Genomic DNA, 239 nt, shown 5'->3' on the forward strand with positions numbered 1-239 from the left:
GTGGAGAAGGGCGATGAATTCCGCCGTGCGCGTGAGCGGTTTGACCACGCCTGATCAGGCAAACAGCCGCGCTTTGAGAAAGTCGATAAACACGCGCAGCTTGGGCGACGGGTGCCGGCTCGATGGCCACATCATGCGAAAGCTGCCGCGCTCGGTGCAGTCGTGCAGCACCTGCACCAATTCGCCGCTTTCGAGCCATTCACGTATGGCAAAGTCAGGCAAGTAAGCGAGGCCAATGC

General features: G+C 60.3%; 1 protein-coding gene. It reads right to left on the bottom strand.

Annotation, left to right across the window (positions count from 1 at the left end):
* Positions 1-54 precede the first annotated feature (54 nt).
* On the bottom strand, positions 55-239 hold a 185-nt coding region (locus ACW9IN_RS30160), incomplete at its 5' end, for a LysR substrate-binding domain-containing protein (protein ID WP_457369250.1).

Source organism: Pseudomonas sp. SDO5271_S396, from assembly GCF_054071795.1.